Source organism: Methylobacterium sp. J-090, assembly GCF_022829345.1.
Classification (GTDB): Bacteria; Pseudomonadota; Alphaproteobacteria; order Rhizobiales; family Beijerinckiaceae; genus Methylobacterium.
In genome coordinates, this window is sequence record NZ_JAKSXV010000035.1 from 24,970 (window position 1) to 45,884 (window position 20,915).

General features: G+C 68.8%; 15 protein-coding genes. 5 read left to right on the forward strand and 10 right to left on the reverse strand.

Annotated elements, in window-relative coordinates; all coding sequences use genetic code 11:
* Window positions 1–205 precede the first annotated feature (205 nt).
* The 3 genes from galE to MKK49_RS05905 all read left to right on the forward strand — a co-directional run bounded on the left by galE (window position 206) and on the right by MKK49_RS05905 (window position 3,979).
* On the forward strand, window positions 206–1,195 hold the full coding sequence (gene galE / locus MKK49_RS05895; protein WP_244027118.1) for a UDP-glucose 4-epimerase GalE: 990 nt from the start codon (window positions 206–208) through the stop codon (window positions 1,193–1,195).
* Window positions 1,192–2,427 carry a lytic murein transglycosylase gene (locus tag MKK49_RS05900; RefSeq protein ID WP_244027119.1) on the forward strand — a complete coding sequence of 412 codons (1,236 nt, stop codon included), beginning with the start codon at window positions 1,192–1,194 and terminating at the stop codon, window positions 2,425–2,427. Before galE ends, MKK49_RS05900 begins: the two co-directional genes overlap by 4 nt.
* A 187-nt stretch (window positions 2,428–2,614) precedes the next feature.
* The gene (locus tag MKK49_RS05905) at window positions 2,615–3,979 is read left to right on the forward strand and encodes a DUF459 domain-containing protein (RefSeq protein ID WP_244027120.1); all 1,365 of its coding nucleotides are present in this window, start codon (window positions 2,615–2,617) and stop codon (window positions 3,977–3,979) included.
* Window positions 3,980–4,079: 100 nt separating this feature from the next.
* On the opposite strand, the gene MKK49_RS05910 is transcribed toward MKK49_RS05905, so the two are convergent.
* From MKK49_RS05910 to gltB, 4 genes are all read right to left on the reverse strand, one after another.
* Window positions 4,080–5,510 (reverse strand): glutamate synthase subunit beta, encoded by a 1,431-nt coding sequence (locus MKK49_RS05910; protein WP_244027121.1) that lies wholly within the window; start codon window positions 5,508–5,510, stop codon window positions 4,080–4,082.
* A 72-nt stretch (window positions 5,511–5,582) separates the two neighbouring features.
* Entirely contained in the window at window positions 5,583–5,984 is a 402-nt protein-coding gene (locus tag MKK49_RS05915) for a type II toxin-antitoxin system VapC family toxin (protein ID WP_244027122.1), read from the reverse strand.
* Window positions 5,984–6,214, reverse strand: a complete 231-nt coding sequence (locus tag MKK49_RS05920; RefSeq protein WP_244027123.1) for an antitoxin — start codon at window positions 6,212–6,214, stop codon at window positions 5,984–5,986. The genes MKK49_RS05915 and MKK49_RS05920 overlap by 1 nt, the downstream gene beginning before the upstream one ends.
* A gap of 93 nt (window positions 6,215–6,307) precedes the next feature.
* Window positions 6,308–11,023 (reverse strand): glutamate synthase large subunit, encoded by a 4,716-nt coding sequence (gene gltB, locus MKK49_RS05925; protein ID WP_409565023.1) that lies wholly within the window; start codon window positions 11,021–11,023, stop codon window positions 6,308–6,310.
* Window positions 11,024–11,698: 675 nt separating this feature from the next.
* Between gltB and MKK49_RS05930 the strand changes: the two genes are divergently transcribed.
* Window positions 11,699–12,517, forward strand: coding sequence for a hypothetical protein (locus tag MKK49_RS05930; RefSeq protein ID WP_244027124.1), 819 nt, complete (start codon window positions 11,699–11,701; stop codon window positions 12,515–12,517).
* 58 nt (window positions 12,518–12,575) lie between these two features.
* Here the strand turns inward: MKK49_RS05930 and MKK49_RS05935 are convergent, their stop codons facing one another.
* The 6 genes from MKK49_RS05935 to MKK49_RS05960 form a co-directional block, all read right to left on the reverse strand.
* Entirely contained in the window at window positions 12,576–12,866 is a 291-nt protein-coding gene (locus MKK49_RS05935; protein WP_056086788.1) for a formate dehydrogenase subunit delta, read from the reverse strand.
* Window positions 12,867–12,897: 31 nt separating this feature from the next.
* Window positions 12,898–13,752, reverse strand: a complete 855-nt coding sequence (fdhD, locus tag MKK49_RS05940) for a formate dehydrogenase accessory sulfurtransferase FdhD (protein WP_244027125.1) — start codon at window positions 13,750–13,752, stop codon at window positions 12,898–12,900.
* Window positions 13,739–16,600, reverse strand: a complete 2,862-nt coding sequence (gene fdhF, locus MKK49_RS05945; RefSeq protein WP_244027126.1) for a formate dehydrogenase subunit alpha — start codon at window positions 16,598–16,600, stop codon at window positions 13,739–13,741. The genes fdhD and fdhF overlap by 14 nt, the downstream gene beginning before the upstream one ends.
* Window positions 16,601–16,613: 13 nt before the next feature.
* Window positions 16,614–18,173, reverse strand: a complete 1,560-nt coding sequence (locus MKK49_RS05950) for a formate dehydrogenase beta subunit (protein WP_244027127.1) — start codon at window positions 18,171–18,173, stop codon at window positions 16,614–16,616.
* Window positions 18,170–18,643, reverse strand: coding sequence for a formate dehydrogenase subunit gamma (locus MKK49_RS05955; RefSeq protein WP_244027128.1), 474 nt, complete (start codon window positions 18,641–18,643; stop codon window positions 18,170–18,172). The genes MKK49_RS05950 and MKK49_RS05955 overlap by 4 nt, the downstream gene beginning before the upstream one ends.
* A 151-nt stretch (window positions 18,644–18,794) precedes the next feature.
* Entirely contained in the window at window positions 18,795–19,703 is a 909-nt protein-coding gene (locus tag MKK49_RS05960; RefSeq protein ID WP_244027129.1) for a LysR family transcriptional regulator, read from the reverse strand.
* Window positions 19,704–19,990: 287 nt separating this feature from the next.
* Between MKK49_RS05960 and coxB the strand changes: the two genes are divergently transcribed.
* On the forward strand, window positions 19,991–20,833 hold the full coding sequence (gene coxB, locus MKK49_RS05965) for a cytochrome c oxidase subunit II (RefSeq protein WP_244027130.1): 843 nt from the start codon (window positions 19,991–19,993) through the stop codon (window positions 20,831–20,833).
* The last annotated feature ends 82 nt before the right edge of the window (window positions 20,834–20,915 follow it).

Sequence of the window (20,915 nt, forward strand, 5' to 3'; positions counted from 1 at the left end):
AGCGGGACCCGGTATCGAGTGTGGTGGGACGAGCCTCGAAGGCGCCATACGATAGAGCATTGGCCGGAACGGTGGGAACCGGCTTTCGGAAAAGCAGATCCCGGGGATAGTCGAAGACCGGTCGACCAGCGTGGCCGTTGGACGGCATAACCCATGCGCGGGTTTTGCGATATATCGATACCGTACGGTCTGGGAGCGGGTGGTCATGGCTGTTCTGGTGACGGGTGGAGCGGGTTACATCGGCAGCCACATGGTTCTGGCTCTGCTCGATGCGGGCCATGACAGCATCGTGGTCCTCGACGATCTCTCGACGGGCTTCGACTGGGCGCTGCCGCCCGAAGTGACCCTCGTCATCGGCGATGTCGCCGATCAGGCCCTGGTGGCCCGAATCATCCGCGAGCACGGCATCGACGCCCTGGCGCACTTCGCGGCGCGGATCGTGGTCCCGGATTCGGTGGCCGACCCGCTGGGCTACTATCTCGCCAACACGGTCAAGACCCGCGCCCTCATCGAGACGGCGGTGCGCGAGGGGGTGAAGCACGTGATCTTCTCGTCGACGGCGGCGGTCTACGGCGAGCCGGACGTCGTCCCCGTGCCGGAGGACCTCCTGGCCGCCCCGATCAACCCCTACGGTCGCTCGAAGCTAATGAGCGAGTGGATGATCGCCGACGCCGCCCAGGCGCACGGCTTCACCTACGTGATCCTGCGCTACTTCAACGTGGCCGGCGCCGATCCGCGCGGCCGCACCGGGCAATCGACCCCCAACGCCACCCACCTCATCAAGGTCGCGACCCAGGCGGCCCTGGGCCACCGCAGCCATCTCGACGTCTACGGCACCGATTATTCGACCCCGGACGGCTCGTGCCTGCGCGACTACATCCAGGTCTCCGACCTCGCCGAGGCGCACCGCGTGGCGCTGGATCATCTGCGTTCGGGCGGCGAGAGCCTGACGATGAATTGCGGCTACGGCCGGGGCTACTCCGTCCTCGAGGTGATCGAGGTGGTCAAGCGCGTCTCGGGGCGGGACTTCGAGGTCCGGCTGTGCCCGCGCCGCGCCGGCGACCCGGCGCAGATCGTCGCCCGGGCCGACCGCATCCGTGGCCTCGGCTGGACCCCGCGCCACGCCGACCTCGACGGCATCGTCGCCCAGGCGCTGGCCTGGGAAGAGGCCCTGACGAGGCGCAACCGCACGTGAGGATTCGGACCGGGCGGCTCGTCAGGATTCTCGTCTCCGCCCTCGTTCTCGCCGGGGTCGCCGGGCCCGGCGCCGGTCTCGCCCAGCCCGCTCAACCCGGACCGAAGGCCCCGGCCGCCGCCAACCTGCGCCCCTTCATCGAGGCGTTGCGTCCCGATGCCCTGGCCCGGGGCGTCTCCGAGGCCACCTTCGCGGCGGCTTTCGCCGGCGTGACCAAGGCCGATCCCGATGTCCTGGCGCGCACCAGGCGCCAGGGCGAGTTCGCCCGGCCGGTCTGGGAGTACCTCGTCGGCGCGGTCTCGGGGGCACGCGTCGCGCGCGGGCAGGCGGAGGCGGCGCGGCTGGCTTCCACCCTCGCCGCCGTCGAGGCGCGCTTCGGCGTGCCGCGCTGGATCGTCCTGGCGTTCTGGGGGGTCGAATCCGACTTCGGCGTCAGCGCCGGCACGGTGCCGACGGTCCGGGCGCTCGCGACCCTCGCGCAGGCCGGCTTCCGCGGCACCCTGTTCCGGGACGAACTCCTGGCGGCGCTGGCGATCCTGGAGCGCGGCGACATCGCACCGGCCGGCATGAAGGGCTCATGGGCCGGGGCGATGGGGCAGGTTCAGTTCCTCCCCTCGAGCTTCCTCGCCCATGCGGTCGATTTCGACGGTGACGGCCACCGCGACATCTGGGGGTCGCAGGCCGATGCCCTGGCCTCCATCGCGAGCTACCTCAACGCCCTCGGCTGGAACCCCGCCCTGTCCTGGGGCTACGCCGTGACCCTGCCCCCGGACTTCGACCTGACGGCGTACCGGGCCGACCTGTCGGACTTCGCCCGCCGGGGCGTGCGGCGGACGGACGGGGCGCCCCTGCCCGCCTCGGGAAACGCGAGCCTGTTCCTGCCCGGCGGACACGGCGGGCCGGCCTTCCTCATCACCGACAATTTCGAGGTGGTGCGCGCCTACAACACGTCCGATTCCTACGCGCTGGCCGTCGGCCACCTCGCAGACCGCCTCGCCGGGGGGCCGCCCCTGGCTGCCCCCTGGCCGAACGCCGCGGCCCGCCTCGACAAGGCCGGCCTCCAGGCTCTGCAGGCGGGTCTCGCCGACCGCAAGCTCTATGCCGGCGAGGCCGATGGCCGGGCCGGACCGAAGCTGCGGGAGGCCGTGCGCCGCTACCAGATCGAGCAGGGTCTGCCGGCGGACGGCTACGCGACCCCGGCCCTCCTCGCTCACCTCAAGGGGCGCTCGTGAGGCGACGATCGCCCCAAGCGTACCTCACGAAACGCGCGGGCGCCCGTCGGTCCTCGCCCGACGCCCGGCGGCGCAGGGGGAGTTCCGTGAGAGACGCTTAGACCCACGCATCGGCATGGACTAGGATGCGGACATCCCCCGGCTCGTCCGGCGCTCGAACAAGGCTCTCCATGCGAGGCTCGCCATAATGGTGCCGACAACGCGCGCGACCTGGTCCGTCCTCGCCGGCTTCGTCCTCTTTCTCGGCGCGGCGCCCCCCGCCGCGGCGCAATGGGGTGATTCCTACGACGCCCCGCGGGGGGGATACGACGCCCCCCGGCGCCGAACCCGGGACTATTATCGCGACGACGGCAACGCCGGAGCCCGCCAGGCCGCCCGCCGCTACGCGCCCCCGCCGCAGGAGGCGCCGCGCCAGTTCTACTGGCCGTGGGAAGACCGGCCGCAGCAGGCCCAGCCGGCGCCGGCGCCGACCTTGCGCCCAACGCCCCGGCCCCGCACACCGGCCTACGCCGACGATCCGCGCGCGGTCCGGCGCAAGCCGCGCCCGGCCCCAGTCATCGCCCAGCCGAAACCGGCAGTTCCCAAGGTCGAGCCCACCACCCGGATCGCCGTCTTCGGCGATTCCCTGGCCGGCTCGCTCAGTGCCGGCCTCGGCGACGTGTTCGAGGACAACACCGAGATCGGCGTGATCGACCGCTCGCGCGCCGATAGCGGCCTCGTGCGCAAGGACCTCGTCGATTGGCCGAAAGCCGCCGAGGACTATTTCAAGACCACCCCGAAGGTCGCCTACGCCCTGGTGATGGTCGGTGCCAACGACCGCCAGCCGATCCGGGACGGCGATCAGACCGTCGAACCCTTGAGCGACCGGTGGCGCCAGCTCTACGGCGAGCGCGTCGAGGCCCTGGTGAAGGTTTTCGTGGATCACAAGATTCCGCTGGTCTGGGTCGGCGTGCCGCCGATGCGGAGCGAGTCCCTCACCAAGGATCTCGCGGAGATCAACGACATCGCCCGCGAGCGCGTCGCCAAGGCGGGCCAGACCTACGTCGATATCTGGCCGGGCTTCGTCGACGACCGCAACCGCTACGCCGCGACGGGGCCGGACCTCGACGGACAGGAGGCGAAGCTGCGCGCCGGCGACGGCGTGCACTTCACCAAGGCCGGTGCGCGCAAGCTCGCGCATTTCGCCGATGTCGAACTGAAGCGGATGATGGGGACGGGTTCGACGGCGGTACCGCCGGCGGCGGCCGTGGCCACCGCCCCGATCGAGGGCGAGGCGCCGCGCCTCGACGACGCGACCGCCATCGACCGCCAGATCACCGCCATGCTGCCGAGCCTGCCCGAGCCGCCCGGTATCCCGGCTCTGCCGGTCAAGCCGACGGCCGGACCCGTGGTGCCCCTGGGGCGGGCGGAGATCGCGCCCGGCGGCGCGCTCATGAGCGGGCGCCCCCGCGACGCCGATCCCTCGGGCAACGTCGAGCGGGCGCTCCTGAGGGGCGCCGCGCCGGTCACCCAGCCCGGCCGGGCCGACGATTTCCGCTGGCCGCCGGGCTGACCCCGGCAGTCATCGATTATCGGGGTTCGGCGGACGACCGCCGCCGCGCGGTCGCGCGGGCAGGCGTCAACAAGCCAAAGCCCGTTGACGCCCGGTCTCGCTATCGCGGCAGGACGCTGGCGCCCATGAGCGCCTCGTCGATGGAACGGGCCGCCTGCCGGCCCTCGCGGATCGCCCAGACCACGAGGGACTGGCCCCGGCGCATGTCGCCGGCGGCGTAGATCTTCTCGTTCGAGGTCCGGTAGTCGACGGTGTTGGCGGTGACGTTGCCGCGCCTGTCCATGGTCACGCCGGATTCCTCCAGCAGACCCTTGCGGACGGAACCGGCAAACCCGATGGCGAGGAAGACGAGGTCGGCCGGCAGCACGAACTCGCCGCCGGGGACGGGCTGGCGCTTCTCGTCGACGCGGGTGCAGACGACGCCCGTGAGCTTGCCCTTCTTGCCTTCGAGACGCAGGGTCGCCGCCTGGAACTCGCGCTCGGCGCCTTCGGCCTGGCTCGACGAGGTCCGCATCTTCGTCGGCCAATACGGCCAGACCGAGAGCTTGTCCTCGCGCTCCGGCGGACGCGGGCGGATGTCGAGCTGCGTCACCGACAGGGCGCCCTGGCGGAACGAAGTGCCGACGCAATCCGACGCCGTGTCGCCGCCGCCGATGACGACGACGTTCTTGGCGGTGGCGAGAATCGGCAATTCGCCGTTGCCCGGCATCGGCTCGGCGCCGACGCGGCGGTTCGACTGGACGAGGAACGGCATGGCGTAGTGCACGCCGATGAGGTCCTGGCCCGGCAGCTGCGGGTTGCGCGGGTCCTCGGCGCCGCCAGCGAACAGCACGGCGTCGTGCTCGGCCGAGAGTTCGTCGAGGGGCTTCGTCACCCCGACATTGACGCCGTAATGGAAGCGGACGCCCTCGGCCTCCATCTGCTTCACGCGCCGGTCGATGTGGCGCTTCTCCATCTTGAAGTCGGGGATGCCGTAGCGCAGCAGGCCGCCGGCCTTCGGCTCGCGCTCGAACACGTGGACCTCGTGGCCGACGCGGGCCAGCTGCTGCGCAGCCGCCATGCCGGCCGGACCGGAACCGATGACGGCGACCTTCTTGCCGGTGCGATGCGAGGCCGGCTCGGGCTTCACCCAGCCGTTGTTCCAGGCCCGATCCGCGATGGCCTGCTCGATGGTCTTGATGGCGACCGGCTGGTTCTCGAGGTTGAGGGTGCACGCCTCCTCGCACGGCGCGGGGCAGATCCGGCCGGTGAACTCGGGGAAGTTGTTGGTTGAGTGCAGGTTGCGCGCCGCTTCCTCCCAGTCCGACTGGAAGACGAGCTCGTTCCAATCGGGGATCTGGTTGTGGACCGGGCAGCCGGTGTCGCCGTGGCAGAACGGGATGCCGCAATCCATGCAGCGGGCCGCCTGCTTCTTCAGGTCATGCTCGTCCAGCGGCAGCGTGAACTCGCGGAAGTGCCGCACGCGGTCGGCCGCGAGCTGATACTTCTGCTCCTGCCGGTCGAATTCGAGAAAACCCGTGACCTTGCCCATGTCCTAAAGCCCCACTCACCCCAAGCGCTCCGCGCAAAGCGGAGACCGATTCTTTTCTCGCGAGCACGCTCGCTATGGTCTTAGCCAATTCTCGATGTCGAGCATCGGCACCCGTGAGAACTCGCCGACATTGTCCGTCACCAGGACACTCCCGTCGCAAATCGCGTGCGACGCGATCAGCAGATCGTTCGCCCCGATCGGCGTGCCGTCCGCTTCGAGCTTGCGCCGCAGTTCGGCGTAGGTCCGATCGACGGGGACGGACAAGGACGCGATGGTCACTGCGTTCAGAACCGCATCGACCTGGCGAGACAAGCGCTCCGACCCTTTTTTGGCCGCCCCGAACCGCAATTCCGAGGCGACGATCACACTCGTATAGACGTTCTGCTCACCGACCCGCGCGATGGCGTCCCTCAGAGGCCCATCCGGAGCGCGAACCAGGGCCGACAGGATGTTCGTGTCGAGGAGGTAGCGCACTAGAGATCGACCGGCTCCGGAGGTCGATCGTCAACTTCGGGAAACGTCTCAAGCAGGGGAAGGAGCCCGGACAGGGTCGCCAGGAGAGAGGGCCGATCAACGGCTTCGAGCGTCAAACGGCCCTCGTCCAAGCGAAGGATCGCCTCATTGCCGGGCAGTGCGAACTCACCCGGGAGTCGGATGGTCTGCTCATGCCCGTCGTGATGAAGCTTGATCCTTCGCTCGATCATGGGTCCATTGTCCTTCGAACGTGATGCGAGAGGAGATTGGCCCTCGCATCAGCACCCTTGAGCACGTCGAATCGGAGATTCGGCGCGCTCATTCTACTCCGCCGCCACCGGCATCCGCGCCATCTCCATCTCGCGCAGGGCGCGGCGGTACTCCACCGGCATGACCTTGACGAATTTGGTGCGGTAGCCGGCCCAATCCTCCAGGATCGCCTTGGCACGCGGGGAGCCCGTGTACTTCAGGTGATTGGTGATGAGCTGGGACAGGCGCTCCTCGTCGTGGCCCGACATGTCCGCGAGGATGTCGACGCGGCCCTTGGTCTCGAGGTCGCCGTCCTGGTGGAAGCGACGCATGAGGTCGTCCTCCTCCTCGACGGGTTCGAGATCGACCATGGAGAGGTTGCAGCGGGCGGCGAACGAGCCGTCCGCGTCGAGCACGTAGGCGATGCCGCCGGACATGCCGGCCGCGAAGTTGCGCCCGGTCTCGCCGATGGAGACGACGACGCCGCCGGTCATGTACTCGCAGCCATGGTCGCCCATGCCCTCGACCACCGCGATGGCGCCGGAATTGCGCACGGCGAAGCGCTCGCCGGCCGAGCCCCGGATGTAGCACTCGCCCGCGATCGCCCCGTACAGGACGGTGTTGCCGGCCATGATCGTGTGGTTCGGCGGCGCCTTCAACGCATCGGACGGGCGGATGATGAGCTTGCCGCCCGACAGGCCCTTGCCGACGTAATCGTTGGCGTGGCCCGTCAGGGTCACGGTCACGCCCGCCGCGAGCCAGGCGCCGAAGCTCTGGCCGGCGGTGCCCGAGAGGTTCACCCGGATCGTGTCGTCGGGCAGGCCCTCGTGGCCATAGCGCTTGGCCACGGCGCCGGACAGCATGGCGCCCGCCGTGCGGTCGGAGTTCTTGATTACGTCGTCGACCACCACGGCCTCGCCCCCCTCCAGCGCCGCCTGGGCGCCGGCGATGAGACGCCGGTCGAGCACGTCGTCGATGGGGTGCTTCTGCTTCTCCGTGTGCCGGATGGCCACGTGCGCCGGCACGTCGGGGCGGTGGAACAGCTTCGAGAAGTCGAGTCCCTTGGCCTTCCAGTGCGCGATCACCTCCAGGGTGTCGAGGAAGTCGGCCCGGCCGATGAGGTCCTCGAGCTTGGTGTAGCCCATGGCCGCCATCAGCTCGCGCAGCTCCTCGGCGACGAAGAAGAAGTAGTTGATGACGTGCTCGGGCGTGCCCTTGAAGCGCTTGCGCAGGACCGGGTCCTGCGTCGCCACGCCGACGGGGCAGGTGTTGAGGTGGCACTTGCGCATCATGATGCAGCCGGCCGCGATGAGCGGCGCGGTGGAGAAGCCGAACTGGTCGGCGCCGAGAAGCGCCGCCACGAGGACGTCGCGCCCCGTGCGGATGCCGCCATCGGCCTGCAGCACCACGCGGCCGCGCAGGTGGCTCAGCACCAGGGTCTGCTGGGTCTCGGCGAGACCTGTCTCCCAGGGGCCGCCCGCATGCTTGATCGAGGTCAGCGGCGCCGCACCGGTGCCGCCGTCGAAGCCCGAGATGGTGATGTGATCGGCCCGCGCCTTGGCCACGCCCGTCGCGACGGTGCCGACGCCGACCTCGGAGACGAGCTTCACCGACACGTCGGCATCCGGGTTGACGTTCTTCAGGTCGAAGATGAGCTGGGCGAGATCCTCGATGGAGTAGATGTCGTGGTGCGGCGGCGGCGAGATCAGGCCGACGCCGGGGGTGGCGTAGCGGACCTTGGCGATCTTGGCATCGACCTTGTGGCCGGGCAGCTGGCCGCCCTCGCCGGGCTTGGCGCCCTGCGAGACCTTGATCTGCATCATGTCGGCGTTGACGAGGTACTCCGTCGTGACGCCGAAGCGGCCCGACGCGACCTGCTTGATGGCCGAGCGGCGCGAGCGCCCATCGGCCATGGGCTTGAAGCGCTCGACCTCCTCGCCGCCCTCGCCGGAGTTCGAGCGGCCGCCGAAGGAGTTGACGGCGATGGCCAGCGTCTCGTGCGCCTCCTTCGAGATGGAGCCGTAGGACATGGCGCCCGTGGCGAAGCGCTTGACGATGTCGACGGCCGGCTCGACGGCCGCGATGTCGACGGGCGCGCGGCCGAGCTCGGCCGCCTGCTTGATCCGAAACAGGCCCCGGATGGTCTTGAGATGGCTCTCCTGCTCGTTCACTAGGCGGGCGTATTCGCGGTAGCGCTCGGGCAGGCCGAGGCGCACGGCGTGCTGGAGCGTCGCGACGGAATCCGGCGTCCAGGTGTGGCTCTCGCCCCGCAGGCGGTAGGCGTACTCGCCGCCGACATCCAGCGCCGTGCGGTAGACCGGCGCGTCGCCGAACGCGTCGGTGTGCCGGCGCGCCGTCTCCTCGGCGACCTCGGCCATGCCGATGCCCTCGATGGTGGTGGCCGTGCCGAAGAAGTCGCGCGCGACGAAAGCCGAGTTCAGCCCGATGGCGTCGAAGATCTGCGCGCCGCAATAGGACTGGTAGGTCGAGATGCCCATCTTGGACATGACCTTGAGCAGGCCCTTATCGATGGACTTGATGTAGCGGTAGACGATCTCGTCGGGGGTCAGGTCCGGCGGGAACTCGTCCTTCATCGCGATCAGCGTCTCGAAGGCGAGGTAGGGGTTGATGGCCTCGGCGCCGTAGCCGGCGAGACACGCGAAATGGTGCACCTCGCGCGGCTCGCCCGATTCGACCACGAGGCCGACCGAGGTGCGCAAGCCCTTGCGGATCAGGTAGTTGTGCACGGCGGCCGTGGCCAGCAGCGCCGGGATCGCGATGCGATCCGGGCCGACGCCGCGATCCGACAGGATGATGATGTTGTAGCCGCCGCGCACGGCGACCTCGGCCCGGTCGCACAGGCGGTCGACGGCGCCCTCCATGGCGGCCGCCCCGGTCTCGGCCGGGAAGGTCATGTCGAGGGTCTTGGTGTCGAAGCGATCCTCGAAGTGGGAGATCGAGCGGATCTTCTCCAGATCGCCGTTGGTGAGGATCGGCTGGCGAACCTCGAGGCGCTTCTTGCGGGAGGCGCCCTCCATGTCGAGCAGGTTCGGGCGCGGGCCGATGAACGAGACGAGGCTCATCACGGCCTCTTCGCGGATCGGGTCGATGGGCGGGTTCGTGACCTGCGCGAAGTTCTGCTTGAAGTAGGAGTAGAGCGACTTCGGCTTGTCCGAGAGCGCCGAGAGCGGGGTGTCGGTGCCCATGGAGCCGACGGCCTCCTGGCCGGTCACGGCCATGGGCGCCATGAGCAGCTTGAGGTCTTCCTGGCTGTAGCCGAAGGCCTGCTGGCGATCGAGGAGCGACACGTCCGAGCGCGAGGCGCGCGGGATGACGGGCTTCAGGTCCTCCAGCACGATCTGGGTGTTCTTGACCCACTCGGCGTAGGGGTGGGCTGCGGCGAGCTCGCTCTTGATCTCCTCGTCGGAGACGATGCGGCCCTTCTCGAGATCGATGAGCAGCATGCGGCCGGGCTGGAGGCGCCAGGACTCGACGATCTTCTCGTCGGGGATCGGCAGCACGCCCATCTCGGAGGCGAGCACCACGAGGCCATCGTCGGTGACGAGGTAGCGGGCGGGGCGCAGGCCGTTGCGGTCCAGCGTCGCGCCGATCTGGCGGCCGTCGGTGAAGCACACGGCGGCCGGACCGTCCCACGGCTCCATCAGGGCGGCGTGGTACTCGTAGAACGCCTTGCGCTCCTCGTTCATGAGCGGGTTGCCCGCCCAGGCCTCGGGGATGAGCATCATCATGGCGTGGGCGAGCGAGTAGCCGCCCTGCACGAGGAATTCGAGGGCGTTGTCGAAGCACGCCGTGTCGGACTGGCCCTCGTACGAGATCGGCCACAGCTTCGAGATGTCGTTGCCGAACAGCTCGGAATCGACGCTGGCCTGGCGCGCGGCCATCCAGTTCACGTTGCCCCGCAGGGTGTTGATCTCGCCGTTATGCGCGACCATCCGGTAGGGGTGCGACAGGCGCCAGGTCGGGAAGGTGTTGGTGGCGAAGCGCTGGTGGACGAGGGCGAGGCCCGAGACGTAACGCTCGTCCTGCAGGTCGCGATAGTAGTCGCCGAGCTGGGTCACCAGCACCATGCCCTTGTAGACGATGGTCCGGGTGGAGAGCGAGACGGGATAGTAGACGTCGGCGCGCGGGTCCTTGAGGCCGTAGACCTTGTTGGAGATCACCTTGCGCACGGTGAAGAGGCGGCGCTCGAAGGCGTCCTCGTCGGCGAGGGTGGCCGGGCGGCCGATGAACAGCTGGCGGTGGTGGGGCTCGGTCTCCTTGACCATGATTCCGAGGTCGCTCGGGTCCACCGGAACGTCGCGCCAGCCGAGCAGCGGCAGGCCCTCGTCGGCGAGGGACTTCTCGACGATCTCCTCGATGAGCTGGCGGGCTTCCGCATCCTTCGGCATGAAGAACTGGCCGATGCCGTAATGGCCCGGCTCCGGCAGGGTGATGCCGAGCCCTTCGCACTCCGCCTTGAAGAAGGCGTGCGGGATCTGGGTGAGGATGCCGCAGCCGTCGCCCATCTTGGGATCGGCGCCGACGGCGCCGCGATGGTCGAGGTTCTTCAGGATCTGCAGACCCTGCGCGACGATGGCGTGGGTGCGGCGGTCATGCATGTCGGCGACGAAACCGACGCCGCAGGCGTCCCCCTCACGGGCCGGATCGTACAGACCCTGCGCCTGCGGAAGCGCGCGGTCCCGAACGATCAGCGGCGCGCCGCCGTCACGGGTGGCGGGAATCGACGCCTGAAGCGCCCCGAACTCAGCAGATGCGACCACGCTCACCATCCCTCGCCTCCGACGTGCTCGCTCGCGAGCATGTTTCGTGCCCAAGCGCCCACCGGCCCTCGGGTGCATCTCTCGACAGCGTCGGCTCTCGGCGGGTTTTCTCGTCAGCGGGACTTCGGTGAGGAAGCGCCCGCGACCCGCGGGCGCGACGCCGGCCTGGTCTCAAGCCGTGCGGGCCCGAATCGCCACGGTGGCGATCGTCTTGGAATCTCGTTTGTTCGCCGGAAACGTCACCCGCGGAGATCCTTGGCCGACCGGACAGGCACCCTGCCGAAAATGGGACAGTCTTACTGTCCTAACGATAGAAAGTGACAGATTTTAAACGCTCCAGCAAGGGCCGTTGCGCGTCCACCCGCGCCTTATTACGCGCGCACGAGCGTCTCGGCGTCCGCAGCGTTGCCGCAGGGACGCCCGATCCCCGAACCGGTTCGACAGAGTCCCGCCCCGAAGGCCCCGTATTCCCGCCCTAATCCCCGGGTTAACAAGTGGTTGCCGGGCACAAGCGGCATGCGGGGCGAGGCCCTTGCGGAGACCCGCCGGAGGACCCGCGCCAACAGCGGGCCTCCGGCCTTCAGAGTTCTGACACGAGGCTCCATGAACGCGTGTGGCAAGAACGGACGCGGAGAAAATCGGCGCGAAGAGAATCGGCGCGGGAAATTCCGTCCGCGCGCATCGATGCCATGCTTCGCCGCCCTGGCGGGTGGTCTTGCCCTGTCCGTCCTCGGACCGGGACTCGCCTCGGCGCAGTTCTTCGACGACCGCGAGATGCTCATGCCGCCCCGCGCCGTGGTCTGGCGCCTGAACGACCGGGGCTTCCGGGCCGTCACACGGCCCCAGTTCGACGGCCGTGCCTACGTCGTCGAGGCGGACGACCCTTATGGCGAACGGGTTCGGGTGTTCGTCGATGCACGGGACGGGGCCATCCTGCGTCGCCAGCGCCTCGATGTCGGCCCGCCGCCCATGCGCGTCGCCCGGCCGGCGCCCGGATACGGCTGGACGGAGGAGGAACCGCTCCCGCGTCGCCCGGTGCGCGAGGCCGCGCGCATCGTTCCGCCGGGCGAAGTCCCGGGCGTCACGGCCGGGCGGCGTGCCGCCCCCGTCGCGCCGCCACCGGCCCGGGCCGAAGTCCCCGACCGCAATCCGATGGGCCTCAATCCCGACGCCCGCCCCGCATCCGAGGCCCCGGCCAAGGTGGTCCGCCTCGCCCCGGCGAAGACCCCGGCGGCCCCCAGGGTGAGCCCGCAGGCGCCGCGCCTGTCGGAGACACCCCCGGCCGCGCCCGAGACGAAGCCGGCGGCCGCCCTCGACGCGCCGAAGCCCGTGACGCCGGCCACGAACGCGACGCCTCCGGCGACGACCCCGCCGCCCCGCGAGGCGAAGGCGACGAAGGATTGGAAAGACCCGCCCGCCGACCAGAAACGGCCGGTCCGCGTGATCGGCGGCGCCACCGTCGTGCCCGGTGCGACACCCCAGGGCGAGTCCGCCAAGGACTGAGCATCGGGGGGGGGCGCGAAGATCAGCGCCCCCCCGATGCTCGGTCAGCTGTAAAACCTCAGCCCGCGTCGCTCGCGCCGGCCCCCTGAAGGGCGGGATCGCGGGTGCCGGCCCGCACGGGGCTCTCGCCCTCGGGCGTCTCGGAGATCGCCTTGAGGGCGAGGGGATCGAGGCCGCTGCCCTCCGTCGGGCCGAACGCTTCGAGGGAACGGCGCATCTTCGGCGTCCAGAACGCCACGATGTGCTTGTGGATACCGGCCACCGCCTCCTCGTCCGGATACGACCGGAAGAACGTGGTGATCTGGTTCGCCATGCGGACGAGTTTCTGGTCGGATGTCAGGGCGCTCATGGGGACGCTCGCGTGAGAGAAGGGGGCGCGGTCAGGGAGCCGGGGCGAGGATCAGACGCTCACGCCCCGTGAAGACCGTCAGGGTGTCGGAGCGGGCGATGGCGCACAGGGTCATGCCGTGCAGCCGCGCCCGGTCGATGGCGAGCGATGTCGGTGCCGAGATCGCGACGACGATGGAAGCGCCGAGGTTTGCTGCCTTCTCGACCATCTCGAACGAGCACCGGCTCGTGATGACGACGAAGCCGGTGGCCGGATCGACCCGGTCCCGGATCAGGGCGCCGATGAGCTTGTCGAGCCCGTTGTGGCGCCCGACATCCTCGCGCACGGCGACCAGCGACCCGTCGAGGTTGGCCCAGGCGGCGGCATGGACCGCGCGGGTCCGGCGGTTCAGCACCTGCGCGTCGCCGAGCGCCGCCAGCGCGCGCTCGACGGCTGCGATCCCGACGCCGACCGCCCCGTCGGCGCGGGTCTCGGCCATGGGCAGGGCGGCGAGATCGTCGATCCCGCAGACGCCGCAGCCGGTCCGCCCGCTGATGGCGCGCTTGCGGGCGAGGTGCTCGCGCAGGCGCCCCGGCGCGAGGTCGACGAGGACGCGCAGGCCGCCCTCGCCATCCTCCACCGTCACAGCCCGGATCTCGTCGGCCGAGGCCACGATCCCTTCCGTGAGACTGAACCCGTAGGCGAAGTCCACGAGGTCGGCCGGCGTGCACATCATCACCGCGTAGGGCACGCTGCCGTAGACGAGGTTGACCGGCATCTCGACGGCGAGATCGCGCTCGCCCGGCCGGGCAACGGGGTCGTCGTAGGCGACGACGAGGGTCGTGACGCGCCGGGCCGCCTCGGCCGGCGCGTCGTCTTCGGTCAGGGTCTGGCTACTCGGCAGCATTCAACTGGGTCGCGATACGGGTCAGGGAGAAGTCCTCCTCATAGAACTTCGCCTGCCAATCGGAAGGCCGGTTGGTGCGCCGGACCTGCACCGCCGTCACCTTGTACTCGGGACAGTTGGTCGCCCAGTCCGAGTAATCCGTGGTGATGACGTTGGCGCCGGTCTTGGCGTGGTGGAAGGTGGTGTAGACGACGCCCGGCTGCATGCGCTCGGAGACGACGGCCTTGAGGGCGATGTCGCCGGAGCGGCTTTCCAGGGCCACGAGATCGCCGTCGACCACGCCGCGCACTTCCGCGTCGAACGGGTGGATCTCCAGCACGTCCTCCTCATGCCAGCGCGAGTTCTCCGTGCGGCGGGTCTGCGCGCCGACATTATACTGCGACAGGATGCGGCCCGTGGTGAGGATGAGCGGGAAGCGCGGACCCGTGCGCTCCTCGGTCGCCACGTACTCGGTGATCATGAACTTGCCGAGGCCGCGCACGAAACGGTCGACGTGCATCATCGGCGTGCCGCGCGGCGCGTCGTCGTTGCAGGGCCACTGGATCGAGCCGAGCTCGTCGATCTTGGCGAAGCTCACGCCCTTGAAGCTCGGAGTGAGCGAGGCGATCTCGTCCATGATCTCGGACGGGTGGCTGTAGTTCATCGGGTAGCCCAGGGCGTTGGAGAGCAGCATCGTGCCCTCCCAGTCACCGACGCCGGCAAGCGGCGGCATCACCTTGCGGACGCGGGAGATACGGCGCTCGGCATTGGTGAAGGTGCCGTCCTTCTCCAGGAACGACGCGCCCGGCAGGAAGACGTGGGCGTACTTCGCCGTCTCGTTCAGGAAGATGTCCTGAATGACGATGCACTCCATCGCCATGAGGCCGGCGGTGACGTGGTGCGTGTCGGGGTCGGACTGAGCGATGTCCTCGCCCTGGATGTACATGCCCTTGAAGGCGCCATCGACGGCCTCGTCGAGCATGTTGGTGATGCGCAGGCCCGGCTGGCTGTCGAGGGTGACGCCCCACAGGGACTCGAAGGTCTCTCGGGTGGCGTCGTCCGAGACGTGGCGGTAGCCCGGCAGCTCGTGCGGGAACGAGCCCATGTCGCACGAGCCCTGGACGTTGTTCTGGCCGCGCAGCGGATTCACGCCGGCGCCCAGCATGCCGATGTTGCCGGTGGCCATGGCGAGATTGGCCATGCCCATGACCATGGTCGAGCCCTGGCTGTGCTCGGTCACGCCGAGGCCGTAGTAGATGCCGGCCGCACCACCCGTGGCGTAGAGGCGAGCGGCGCCCCGGAGTTCGGCCGGATCGATGCCGGTGAAGCGCTCCTGAGCCTCGGGCGAGTGGCGCTCATCGGCCACGAACCGCGCCCAGGCCTCGAAGTCGCCGAGGTCGCAGCGCTCGCGGATATAGGCCTCGTCGATCAGGCCCTCAGTGACGATGACGTGCGCCATCGAGTTGATGAAGGCGACGTTGGAACCGGGCTTCAGCGGCAGGTGGAAGTCGGCCTCGACGTGGGGCGACTTCACCAGATCGATCTTGCGCGGATCGGCGACGATGAGCTTGGCGCCCTCGCGCAGGCGCTTCTTCATCCGCGAGCCGAAGACCGGGTGACCGTCGGTCGGGTTGGCGCCAATGACCAAGATCACGTCGGAATGCGCGACGGAGGCGAAATCCTGCGTGCCGGCCGATGTGCCGAGCGTCGACATCAGGCCATAGCCCGTGGGCGAGTGGCAGACCCGGGCGCAGGTATCGACGTTGTTGTTGCCGAACGCGGCCCGGACCAGCTTCTGGACGAGGTAGGCCTCCTCGTTGGTGCAGCGCGACGAGGTGATGCCGCCGACGGAATCCTTGCCGTACTTCGCCTGGATGCGCTTGAACTCGGACGCGGCGCGGTCGATGGCGACCTCCCACGACACTTCCTGCCAGGGGTCCGTGATCTTGTCGCGGATCATCGGCTTGGTGATGCGGTCCTTGTGAGTGGCGTAGCCGTAAGCGAAGCGACCCTTGACGCAGCTATGGCCTTCATTGGCCTTGCCGCCCTTGTAGGGGACCATCCGCACGACGCGGGTGCCCTGCATCTCGGCCTTGAACGAGCAGCCGACGCCGCAATAGGCGCAGGTGGTGATCTCGGAGTGATCGGGCTGGCCGTGCTCGATGATCGACTTCTCCTGGAGCGTCGCCGTCGGGCACGCCTGGACGCAGGCGCCGCAGGAGACGCACTCGGATTCCATGAAGTTCGTCGGCCCGGCGGCGACGCGGCTGTCGAAGCCACGGCCCTCGATGGTCAGCGCGAAGGTGCCTTGCACCTCTTCGCAGGCGCGGACGCAGCGATTGCAGACGATGCACTTCGACGGATCGTAGGTGAAGTACGGGTTCGAGGTGTCCTTCGGCAGGTACTGATCCGAGGACGGCTTGACGTGGTTGGCACCGTCATAGCCGTAGCGCACGTCGCGCAGGCCGACCGCACCGGCCATGTCCTGCAATTCGCAATCGCCGTTGGCGGCGCAGGTCAGGCAGTCGAGGGGGTGATCGGAGATGTAGAGCTCCATCACGCCCTTGCGGAGCTTGGCGAGCTTGTCCGTCTGGGTCGAGACCACCATGCCGTTCTCGGCCGGCGTGGTGCAGGAGGCGGGCGTGCCGCGACGGCCCTCGATCTCGACGAGGCAGAGGCGGCAGGAGCCGAAGGCTTCCAGCGAATCCGTGGCGCAGAGCTTGGGGATCTGCGTGCCCGCATGCATGGCGGCGGCCATGACGGAGGTGCCGGCCGGGACGGTGACGTGCATGCCGTCGATGGTGAGCGTTACGGTCTGCTCGGACACCCGGATCGGGGTGCCGTAATCGATCTCTTTGATGAGGGCCATGGGTCGCGCCTCCTTACTCGGCAGCGACGGACATGTGTCCGCCACGCTCGAAATCCTCGGGGAAATGGGTGATCGCGCTCATGACGGGCATCGGCGTGAGCCCGCCCATGGCGCAGAGCGACCCATCGGTCATGACGTCGCAAAGGTCTGAGATGACAGCCAGATTACGCTGGGTGTCGGTGCCGGCGATGACCTTGTCCATGGTCTCGACGCCGCGTGTCGCGCCGATGCGGCAGGGAGTGCACTTGCCGCAGGATTCGACGGCGCAGAACTCGAAGGCGAAGCGCGCCTGCTTTGCCATGTCGACGGTGTCGTCGAACACCACGATGCCGCCATGGCCGACGAGGCCCTTCTTGGCCGCCATCGCCTCGTAGTCGAGGGGTGTGTCGAGGAGGTGATCGGGGAAGTAGGCGCCGAGCGGGCCGCCGACCTGCACCGCCCGCACAGGCCGTCCGCTCTGTGTGCCGCCGCCGAAATCCTCGATGATCTCGCGCAGCGTAATGCCGAAGGCGTACTCGATGAGGCCGCCGTGCTTGATGTTGCCGGCAAGCTGGATCGCCAGGGTGCCGAGGGACCGGCCCATGCCGTACTCGGCATAGGCCTTGGCGCCGTGCTCGAGGATGTAGGGCACGGCCGTGAAGGTCATCACGTTGTTGACCAGCGTCGGCTTGCCGAGGAACCCCTTGAGTGCCGGAATCGGCGGCTTGGCGCGGACGATGCCGCGGCGGCCCTCCAGGCTCTCCAGCAGGGAGGTCTCCTCGCCACAGATATAGGCGCCGGCACCGAGGCGGACTTCGAGGTGGAAGGCCTTGCCGGAGCCCATGACGTTATCGCCGAGGAAGCCGGCCTTCGTCCCGTTGGCGATGGCTTCCTTCAGGGTCGAGAAGGCCTGGGGATACTCGGAGCGCAGGTAGATGTAGCCACGCGTGGCCCCCGTCGCGATGCCCGCGATGGTCATGCCCTCGATGAGATTGAAGGGGTCGCCCTCCATCATCATCCGGTCGGCGAAGGTGCCGGAATCGCCCTCGTCGGCATTGCAGACCACGTATTTCTGGTCCGACGCGGCGAGCATCACCGTGTTCCACTTGATGCCGGCCGGGAACCCGGCGCCGCCGCGCCCGCGCAGACCGGACTCGCGGACCTCGGCGACGATGCCGGCGGCGTCGAGCTTGAGGGCGGCTTCCAGCCCCTTGTAGCCACCATGCGCCCGGTAATCCGCGACGGAGACCGGATCGACGACGCCGCAGCGCTGGAAGGTCAGGCGATGCTGGCGGGCGAGGTAGGGAATCTTTTCGGGGTCGCCGAGGCGCAGAGCATGCGCCCCACCATCCACCAGACCGGCATCGAGCAGGCCATCGACGTCGCCGAGGGTGACGGGGCCGTAGGCGATGCGGCCTTCGGCCGTGCCGACCTCGATCATCGGTTCCAGCCACAGCATCCCGCGCGAACCCGTGCGGACGATGGTGACGTCGAGGCCTCGGCGCTCGGCTCCGGCGAACAGGGCGCGGGCGACCCGGTTGGCCCCGAGCCCGAGGGCGACGGCGTCGCGGGGGACGTAGAGGGTGACGCTCATGACTTCACCTCGGCCAGGGCCGATTCCAGGGAGTCGGCGGTGAGCCGGGCCAGGGGCTCGTCGTCGACGAGGGCGCCCGGACCGTTGGCGCAGAGGCCGAGGCAGTAGACCGGCTCGACGGTGACCTGACCATCCGGCGTGGTGCCGTGCCAATCGATTCCGAGGCGGGCGAGGATGTCGGCATGGAGCGCGTCCGAGCCCATGGCCTGGCAGGCCTCGGCCCGGCACAGCTTCACCTGATGCCGGCCGGACGGCGCGCGCCGGAAGTCGTGGTAGAAGGTGATGCAGCCGTGGATCTCGGCCCGCGACAGGTTCAGCGCGTCGGCAATGAGCGGCACCGCCCCCTCGTCGACGTAGCCGAAAGTCTCCTGCAGGGCGTGGAGGATCGGAAGAGTCGCCCCTTCCAGATGGAGATGATCGGCGATGATCCCGGCGGCGCGGGGCTCGCTCCAGGGCTCGTTCGGCAGCATTGTTCCACCCGGTTTATCTTGTTCTCGTTCCAATGTGGTATATCACCGACCGTGAATCAATCGCGCCTTTCCGTTGGTCGACAACGGATTTTTGTCGTAAAATGATTGTGCAACGCAAAAACCCATAGCGAGGCCGGAGCTCGGCAGGACCTCACAGGGAGGCAATATCCTGCGCGATGGTGGGCGCTGCGGCACGGGCCTCGACGATGAGGGCGGCGCAGAGCGGCGTCATGGGTTCGCGTTCCGGCACGACGAGGCCGATCAGGTGGCTGACGTCGGGCTCGACGATGGGCACGGCCCGCACCCGCTCGCTGAGGCGGAAACTGTCGGCGAGCACCGCCGGCATGATGCTCGCCCACTTGGCCGTCCGGACATGGGTGAGCAGGACGATCATCGAGTTCGATTCGAGGAGCGGCGCCGAGACGCGCCCGACACTGGTCAGATGCCGGTCGATGATCCGACGGTTCTGCATGTCGGGCGTGAGCAGGCAGAGGGGGATGCGCGCCACCTCTTCCCAGGTCACGGACTCGCGGGCGCCGAAGACGCCGTCCACCGCAGTGAGCAGCCGGTAGCGCTCGCGGTAAAGCGGCACGGCGGTGAGGCGCCCCAGAGGCTCGTTCTCCAGGTAGGTGATGCCGGCGTCGATCTCGAGATCGGCGATGAGACGGCCGATCTCGCCCGAGGTGGTGGAGTGCACGGAGAACCGCACCTCCGGATGGCGCATCCGGAACGGCGTCGTGAGGGCCGCCACGATGGGCGTCGCCGTCGGGATCGCGGCAAGCCGAAGCGTGCCGGACAGGCCCCGTCGCAGGCTCGCCACCTCCTCCCGCATGGCGCGGGCATCGCCGACGATGCGGCGCGCCCATTCGAGCACCCGCTCGCCCTCCGGGGTGAAGCCCTGGAAGCGGGAACCGCGCTGGACCAGCATGACGCCGAGGCGTTCCTCGAGCTGCTTCACGCCGGCCGACAGGGTCTGCTGCGAGACGTTGCAGACCTGCGCGGCCCGGCCGAAATGGCGCTCGCGCGCCAGGGCGAGGATGAATTCCAAACGCTCGATCACGGGCCGGCACGAACCTCCATGTCGATTGTCAGACCGCGCCCGCGAAGGGTCCACAGAGGGGTCCGCACGCGAATCGGACCCGGCATAACGCGCACGAATGCCGCCGATGCGACGCTGTTGCGGTTGCGCCTCCCCCGCCCATGTGGTCTGACACGCCCCATCGGCATTCAGGGTGGGCAAAATCCGCGGGATGCCGCAACACCCGCAGAACGCACTTGCGCTTTCGTCTAAATATAGCAAGAGGCGCGGGGACAACCGATCACGTCATGGGGAGCCGAGAGAGGCAGATGCGGACGACGCAGGCGCAACACCGGTCATCATGGGGGCTTGCCGCGCTTGGCGCCGTCCTCGTCTCGTCGTCATCCGCCCTGGCGGCCGGCATCGGCCAGCCCGTGCCCTGGCAGATGGATCGCCAAGTTGCGGTCACCGAGAATGCCCGGGACATCCATACCTTCGAACAGGGCATGCACTGGCTGTCCTTCGGCATCTCGGCCTTCGTGCTGGCGCTGATCCTCTACTGCGTGTTCCGTTTCAACGAGAAGGCGAACCCGACGCCCTCGAAGACCACGCACAACACCCTCATCGAGGTGGCCTGGACCATCGTCCCGGTGCTCATCCTCGTCGCCGTCGCGATCCCGTCGTTCCGCCTCCTGCGCACGCAGCTCTCGGACCCGAAGGCCGACGTGCTCGTGAAGGTGATCGGCCATGCCTGGTACTGGTCCTACGAGTACCCGGCCGTCGAGCAGGGCGGCGGCTTCACGTTCGACGCCAACCTCGACGAGGACAAGCAGCCGAAGCTCCTCGGCACCGACAACGACATGGTCGTGCCGGTGAGCAAGATCGTCAAAATCCAGGTCACCGCCGCCGACGTGCTGCATTCCTGGGCGATGCCGTCCTTCGGCTTCAAGATCGACGCCATCCCCGGCCGCCTCAACCAGTTCTGGTTCAAGGCCGAGCGCGAGGGCACCTATCACGGCCAGTGCTCCGAACTCTGCGGCGCCCGCCACGCCTATATGCCGATCACGGTCCAGGTCGTGAGCGAGGAGGCCTACGCCAAGTGGCTCGCCGAGGGTAAGACGAAGTTCGCCCGGATCGACAACGACACCTCGAAGTTCGCTGCGGCCCGCTGACGGGTCCGGCCGGTCCGGGCGCGAAGGGCGCCCGGACCGGCCTCGCTTCATGAGATTCAAGAGAAACCTGGACTGAGGTCTA

Coding starts and splice junctions, on each gene's coding strand:
- galE (WP_244027118.1), top strand. CDS start 206: ATGGCTGTTCTGGTGACGGGTGGAGCGGGTTACATCGGCAGCCACATG.
- MKK49_RS05905 (WP_244027120.1), top strand. CDS start 2,615: ATGGTGCCGACAACGCGCGCGACCTGGTCCGTCCTCGCCGGCTTCGTC.
- MKK49_RS05910 (WP_244027121.1), bottom strand. CDS start 5,510: ATGGGCAAGGTCACGGGTTTTCTCGAATTCGACCGGCAGGAGCAGAAG.
- MKK49_RS05920 (WP_244027123.1), bottom strand. CDS start 6,214: ATGATCGAGCGAAGGATCAAGCTTCATCACGACGGGCATGAGCAGACC.
- gltB (WP_409565023.1), bottom strand. CDS start 11,023: ATGGTGAGCGTGGTCGCATCTGCTGAGTTCGGGGCGCTTCAGGCGTCG.
- MKK49_RS05930 (WP_244027124.1), top strand. CDS start 11,699: ATGCCATGCTTCGCCGCCCTGGCGGGTGGTCTTGCCCTGTCCGTCCTC.
- MKK49_RS05935 (WP_056086788.1), bottom strand. CDS start 12,866: ATGAGCGCCCTGACATCCGACCAGAAACTCGTCCGCATGGCGAACCAG.
- fdhD (WP_244027125.1), bottom strand. CDS start 13,752: ATGCTGCCGAGTAGCCAGACCCTGACCGAAGACGACGCGCCGGCCGAG.
- fdhF (WP_244027126.1), bottom strand. CDS start 16,600: ATGGCCCTCATCAAAGAGATCGATTACGGCACCCCGATCCGGGTGTCC.
- MKK49_RS05950 (WP_244027127.1), bottom strand. CDS start 18,173: ATGAGCGTCACCCTCTACGTCCCCCGCGACGCCGTCGCCCTCGGGCTC.
- MKK49_RS05955 (WP_244027128.1), bottom strand. CDS start 18,643: ATGCTGCCGAACGAGCCCTGGAGCGAGCCCCGCGCCGCCGGGATCATC.
- coxB (WP_244027130.1), top strand. CDS start 19,991: ATGCGGACGACGCAGGCGCAACACCGGTCATCATGGGGGCTTGCCGCG.